This is a genomic window from Tardiphaga sp., from assembly GCF_025356345.1.
GTDB lineage: Bacteria > Pseudomonadota > Alphaproteobacteria > Rhizobiales > Xanthobacteraceae > Tardiphaga.
Map to the genome: position 1 here is coordinate 1 of NZ_JANXTC010000251.1, position 6,182 is coordinate 6,182.

At 64.9% G+C, this 6,182-nt stretch carries 5 protein-coding genes; all 5 read right to left on the bottom strand.

Translation table 11 applies throughout. The features are described 5' to 3' along the window. Window positions 1-373: 373 nt before the first annotated feature. On the bottom strand, window positions 374-1,372 hold the full coding sequence (locus Q0S16_RS15580) for a tripartite tricarboxylate transporter substrate binding protein (RefSeq protein WP_295849832.1): 999 nt from the start codon (window positions 1,370-1,372) through the stop codon (window positions 374-376). A 221-nt stretch (window positions 1,373-1,593) separates the two neighbouring features. Beyond that, window positions 1,594-2,370 (bottom strand): aldolase/citrate lyase family protein, encoded by a 777-nt coding sequence (locus tag Q0S16_RS15585; RefSeq protein WP_295849835.1) that lies wholly within the window; start codon window positions 2,368-2,370, stop codon window positions 1,594-1,596. 138 nt (window positions 2,371-2,508) lie between these two features. Then, window positions 2,509-3,594: a malate/lactate/ureidoglycolate dehydrogenase gene (locus tag Q0S16_RS15590; protein WP_295849838.1), complete on the bottom strand. Its 1,086-nt coding sequence runs from the start codon at window positions 3,592-3,594 to the stop codon at window positions 2,509-2,511. Between the two features lie 186 nt (window positions 3,595-3,780). Further along, window positions 3,781-4,527 (bottom strand): ABC transporter ATP-binding protein, encoded by a 747-nt coding sequence (locus tag Q0S16_RS15595; protein ID WP_295849840.1) that lies wholly within the window; start codon window positions 4,525-4,527, stop codon window positions 3,781-3,783. Beyond that, window positions 4,527-6,182: branched-chain amino acid ABC transporter ATP-binding protein/permease (locus tag Q0S16_RS15600; protein WP_295849841.1), on the bottom strand; the 1,656-nt coding region annotated here is incomplete at its 5' end. The genes Q0S16_RS15595 and Q0S16_RS15600, both read right to left, overlap by 1 nt.

A 6,182-nucleotide genomic window follows, 5' to 3' on the forward strand; every position in this document is an offset into this window, starting at 1 on the left:
CCGTCCTTGAACACTCCCCTAGCCATAAGGGGGCATGTTCAAGTCGGGGCTGGCGCCCTGCGACCTTCGCTCCGGCCTGACGCTGCCGCGTCACCGCATCCCGCCCCGCGATCGCCGACGTCGCGAACGCCCCTCTCACCGGGGCGGGATGGCGCGGATTATAATCAGTAAAGGACTATTGTCAACAGACTCGTGGAATAATTTCTTAGCGCCCTGTTGTCGCCCCGGGGCAGCAGCCGCAGCCCGAGCGAACCTCAGCCACTGCGGTTGAAGTGGGGGACCTCGATATGTTTTGAATATTTCGAGATTCCGGGTTTGCTCGCAGCTCGCGCTGCTCCCGCCCCGGAATGACGGCTGCAGCCACCGGCACTTCCTACTGCCCCTGTGGTACCAGCCCCGCGGCGATCTCGGCCCAGACCGGGGCTTCCTCCCGGTACAGCGCCTGGCTGGCGGCCAGCGACATCGCGCCTTCATCGATGCCCTGGCTCTTGAACAATTCCCGAATGCGCTCGCTCTGGCCGGCCGCGACGAACAGCGCCGACAGTCTGGCGATGATCTCCGGCGGCGTCTTGGCCGGCGCGACGCAGCCCTGGAAGGTCAGCAGGCCGTGCGCGCGCGAGGTGGCGCCCTGCTCCTGGAAGGTCGCGACATCGGGCAGATCCCTGATGCGGCGCCGCGACACCGCGACGGCGCGCGCCTTGCCGGCCTGCATCACCGGCAGCGCCGCGGCATAGCTGCCAATGCCGCCATCGATCGATTGTCCGGCGAGATCCTGCCACATTGGCGCCTCACCGCGATAATGCACGGCCTCGATCTTGAGGCCATATTGCTTGTTGAGTTCGGCGATCACCATATGCGCGAAGGAGCCGGCGGCGTAGGTCCCGACATTCACCCTCTCGGCCTTGCGCGCATAGGCGATGAATTCCGGCAGCGTTTTGGCGCCGACCTTTTCGCTGACCAGGAAGGGCAGACTGCCGCCCGGCATCACGGTGATCCAGGCGAAATCCTCGGCGACATTGTACTGGATGTCCTTGATCAGCACCGGGTTGAGCATATAGGCGGTGGTGTTACAGATCATCAGGGTGTGGCCGTCGGGATCGGAGCGCTTCAGCTCCGCCGCTGCGAGGGCGCCACCGGCGCCGGCCTTGTTCTCGACCACCACCGTCTGCCCGAGCTGGCGCGACAGATATTCGCCATAGACGCGCGCGAACTGGTCGGTCTGGCCGCCCGCCGCGGAGCCCGCCAGTATCCGGATCGGCCGGGTCGGCCAGGTATCGGCCTTGACGAGCGAAGGCGCGCTCAGCCATGCCGCGATCCCCGCGCCGGCGGTCATCAATTGCCGTCGGTCGAGCAGCCGCAATTTTGTCGGCATGGTGATTCTCCCTATCAGCCTCGTCTCTTCGGACAAGTGCGTAACGCGTTCGTCATTCCGGGGCGCGAACGCCGCAAGGCGGTCGCGAACCCGGAATCTCGAGATGTTGAACACGACTGGATTCCGGGTTCGGTCGCAGCTGGCGCTGCTCCCGCCCCGGAATGACAGCTTTGGGTTCGCTTGCAGCTTGCGCTGCGCGCAACCCGGGACGACAGAGTTTTCTACGCCTTGCCGCCGGAGTTCTTGCGGGTGTCGTCGACCCAGTTCTTGGCGCCGGTGGCCAGGATGCCGCTGTCGTTGAGCAGCGTCACCAGCTTGAAGCCCATGGCGATGTTCTTCGCGGCGCCGACCGGACCGGAGCAATGGATGCCCGGATAGATCCCGCGCTTGTCGCATTCCTTGATCAGCTTGTCGTAGATCTTCAGGATCTCCGGCTCTTCGCGGTCGAGTTTCGGGACCAGGCCGTAGGAGAAGCCGAGATCGGAGGGGCCGACATAGACGCCGGCAATGCCTTCGACGTCGAGAATGGCTTCCATGTTGTCGACCGCCGTCTTGGTCTCCAGCATCGGGATGCACAGGATCTCGTCATTCGCGGTCTTCTGGTAGTCGCCGGCGCCGCCATACATGCCGGAACGGATCGGGCCGTTGCTGCGGGTACCATGCGGCGGGTATTTGGCGTATTGCACGAAATTCTCGGCTTCCTGCTTGGTGTTGATCATCGGGCAGATCACGCCATAGGCGCCGCCGTCGAGCACCTTGCCGATGATGCCGGGCTCGTTCCATGGCACGCGGACCATCGGCGTCACCGGATGCGCGCCCATCGCCTGGAAACATTCCACCATCGACATGTAGTCCTGCACGCCGTGCTGGATATCGACGGTGACGCTGTCAAAACCGCATTGCGCCAGCACCTCGGCCGAGAAGCCCGACGGAATCGCCAGCCAGCCATTGACGACGACCTTGCCCGACTTCCAGATTTCCTTGACTTTATTCGCCATTTTATTTGGTCCTTTTCTCAGTCGATGATGGTCGCCATTGCGAGGGGCAAAGCGACGCGGCAATCCACAAGGCAACAAGGAAAGACTGGATTGCTTCGTCGCAAGGGCTCCTCGCAATGACGGGGGTGATGCCGGTGTTCAGTTTCCGACGTTCTGGATCGTGGCTTCGCTGACGCCGACCTCGCGCGCGGTCTGCACGATCGCGCTCCAGGTCTCATCCGGCAGCGGCACACCGTTCGCGGTGCGCTCGGCGCGGGTGCGCGCTTCGGTATCGCCGGGGATCAGCACGGCGTCAACGCCGGCGGCCGGCTTGGTGTCCTTGAAATAATCGATATAGCGCGTGACCTCGCCATCGAAGAAGTTGGCGGGATCGATCCGCTTCGGGTCGACATAGATTGCGAACATGCCATTGGCGAACGGGCGGTCCAGCTTGGTGGCGCCGTTGCCGGTCAGCGCGCCGCCGAGCAACTCGCACATCAGGGCCAGGCCCGATCCCTTGTGCTCGCCGAAGGCGCGGATGGCGCCCTTGCCCTTGGAATGGTCGCGCGGTCCATTGGCTTCATGCGGGCCATACAGCACCGCGGGGTCCTCGCTCAACGTGCCGTCGAGATCGATCAGCGCGCCCTCCGGCAGTTTCTTGCCGCCGCGACTGGCGACCAGCACCTTGCCCTCGGCGACGATCGAGGTAGCGAAATCCAGCACCACCGGCGCGTGGCCCGGACGCGGAATGCCGACGCAATAGGGCGCGGTGGACAGCCGGCGCTCGACGCCGCCATAGGGCGCCACCAGCACGGAGCCCGCGGCATTGACGAAGTGGATCGAGATCAGGCCTTCGGCGGCGGCCATTTCAGCCCAGTCGCCGATCCGCCCGATATGACCGGAATTTCGCGTCGCCACCGCGGCGAGGCCCACGGCCTTGCACTTCTCGATGCCGATTCGCACCGCCTGCGGCCCGACGGTCTGACCATAGCCGAAGCGGCCATCGACCACCGCCAGCGACGGCGTGTCGACCGGCACCTCGATGGTCTGGTTGGGGATGATCATGCCGGCATTGCGCCAGCGCACATAGACCGGCACCCGGATCACGCCGTGGCTGTCATGGCCGGTGAGGTTGGCGGTGGTCAGATAGCTGGCGATGCGCTTCGCCTCTTCCGCCGAGGAGCCGGCATGCGCAAACACATCGGCGACAAAATCGATCAGCCGGTTGACTTGAAGTGTAACCATGATTGGACTTTTGCCCTTATTGGATCGTTGTTCTCAGTCAACCATGTCCCGGACGCAATGCGTCACGCCGCCTCGGCGTGGTGCGCTGCAGAGCCGGGACCGTAGCAGGCGACGGCGTTCGTAACGGTCCCGGCTGCGCGAAGCTATGCGACGCTTCGCTCGACCACACCGGGTCCTGAACAAGTATCAGTGCGCGGGCAGCTCCGCGAGCGGCTTTCTCGCATGGCCGCCAAGATAAGCCGCCGCGATGGCCTCGTTGCCCCACAATTCGTCGGGCTTGCCGCCAAGCACGATACGACCGGTTTCCAGCACATAGCCATGGTCGGCGACGGACAGCCCCATCCGCGCGTTCTGCTCGACCAGCAACACCGTGGTCTTCAGCCGGATCTCGGAGATGATGCGGAATACCGCCTGCACGATCACCGGCGCGAGGCCGAGCGACGGCTCGTCCAGCAATAGCAGCCGCGGCCTGGCCATCAGGCCCCGCGCCACCGCGACCATCTGTAGCTGGCCGCCGGACAGCGTCCAGCCCAGCGATTCGGAGAATTTTCGGATGTCGGGAAACAGGTCGAACATCGCGTCGGCCTCGCGCGACAGTTCCGCCTTGGAGGCCCGGCGATTGGAGCCGCCGAGCATGATGTTTTCCTTGACGGTGAGACCGGGAAACACCCGCCTGCCCTCCGGCACGTGGCTGATGCCCTGGCGCACGATCACTTCCGGGCCGAGGCCGGCGATCGACTGGCCGTCGAACAGGATCTCGCCGGCCGCCGGTTTGGCGAGGCCGGAGATCGCGCGCAAGGTGGTCGACTTGCCGGCGCCATTGGCGCCGAGCAGGGTCACTACCTGGCCCTCCTCGACGCTGAAGGAGATGCCGCGCAGGGCTTCGATTTCGCCGTAGCGGACGTTGAGATCGCGGACTTCGAGCAGCGCCATCATTCAGTTCCGAGATAGGCGGAGACGACATCCGGATGGCGAAGCACTGCCATGGATTCGCCGTCCGCGATGCGACGACCGAAATTCAGCACGGTGATGTGCTGCGCGGCTTCGGAGACCAGCGTCATGTCATGATCGATGATCAGAATGGTCAGCCCCTGCGCCGCGATGCGCTTCAGCAATTCGTGCAGTTCGAGTTTTTCGCTTGAGTTGAGCCCCGCCGCCGGCTCGTCGAGCAGCAGCAGGGTCGGATTGGCGGCCAGTGCCCGCGCGATCTCGATCAGCCGCTGATGGCCGTAGGAGAAGCTGGAGATCAGCTCGTTAGCACGCGGGCCGAGGCCGACGAAAGTCAGCGCCGACATCGCCCGCGCCGTCAGCGCGGCCTCGCCGCCATTGCCGATCAGCGTGTTGCCAGGCCGCTCGGCGCCGATCATCACATTCTCCAGCGCGCTCATCGAGCGGAACAGGCGAATGTTCTGGAAGGTGCGGCCCAACCCCGCCGCCGCGCGCAGATGCGGCGGCATGATGGTGACGTCGGTGCCATCGAGCAGCACGCGGCCGGCGGTGGCGCTGTAGAGGCCGGACAGCACGTTGAGCGTGGTGGTCTTGCCGGAGCCGTTCGGCCCGATCAGCGCATGCACGCCGCCGCGCCGGACCTCGATGTCGACCTCATCGACCGCCTTGAGGCCGCCGAAATGCTTGGCCAGGCCGGTAACCTGCAGCACCATGTCGCCGCCGGTTCTGGCCGGCGACAATTGCAGCGGCAGGCCTGGATCGGGAATCCGGACCTTGCCGCGGAAGCGATCGAGGAAGGCGGTGACAAAGCCCCAGATGCCGTCCGGCATGTAACGGATGATCAGGATCACCGACAGGCCGTAGATCGCCAGATACAATCCCGGCACGCTCTTCAGAAAGCGCAGCCATTCCGGGATCAGGATCAGGAGGCCGGTGCCGATCGCCGAACCGATCGGCGACGCCACGCCGCCGAGCAGCGACATGGTGAGGAAGATGATCGATTCCGCGAAGGAGAACTGGTCCGGGCTGACATAGGCGAAACCGCCCGCGAACAACCCACCGCCGAGACCGCCGAGCACGGCCGAGATCGCAAAGGCGTAGACCTTGGTGCGGAACACGTCGATGCCGGTGACGCCGGCCGCCAGCTCGTTGTCACGCACCGCGCGCATGGCGCGGCCGAGCCGCGTTTGCGGCAGATGCCAGACCAGATAGCCGATGATCGCCAGCATCGCGACGCAAAACGCCAGATAGGATTGCGACGACTGGAACAGTAGCGGCCGACCGATCTTGCCGACGCCGTCGGGGCCATGGGTCAGCCAGATCGCGTTGATCATCACCAGGGTCACGATCTGCTGGAACGAGATCGTGACCATCGCGAGGTAATGCCCGCCGAGCCGCAGCGTCGAGAGGCCGAGCAACGCGCCGGCCAGCAACGCCATGATGCAGCCCGCGATCAGACAAAGCCAGAAGCTGATCTGGTAGTCCGACGTGCCGATGGCCACGGCATAAGCGCCGAAGCCGAAGAACGCCGCCTGCGCGAGGTTGATCTGGCCGCACAGGCCGAGCACGACCGTCAGCCCGAAGACGGCGATCGCGTAGCTCGCCGTCTGCACCAGGATGTGGATGGTGTAGTCCTGCAT

Bases quoted from the DNA above. Each gene is read 5' to 3' on its own strand.
- Q0S16_RS15585 (WP_295849835.1), bottom strand. From the start codon at position 2,370: ATGGCGAATAAAGTCAAGGAAATCTGGAAGTCGGGCAAGGTCGTCGTC.
- Q0S16_RS15590 (WP_295849838.1), bottom strand. From the start codon at position 3,594: ATGGTTACACTTCAAGTCAACCGGCTGATCGATTTTGTCGCCGATGTG.
- Q0S16_RS15595 (WP_295849840.1), bottom strand. From the start codon at position 4,527: ATGGCGCTGCTCGAAGTCCGCGATCTCAACGTCCGCTACGGCGAAATC.
- Q0S16_RS15580 (WP_295849832.1), bottom strand. From the start codon at position 1,372: ATGCCGACAAAATTGCGGCTGCTCGACCGACGGCAATTGATGACCGCC.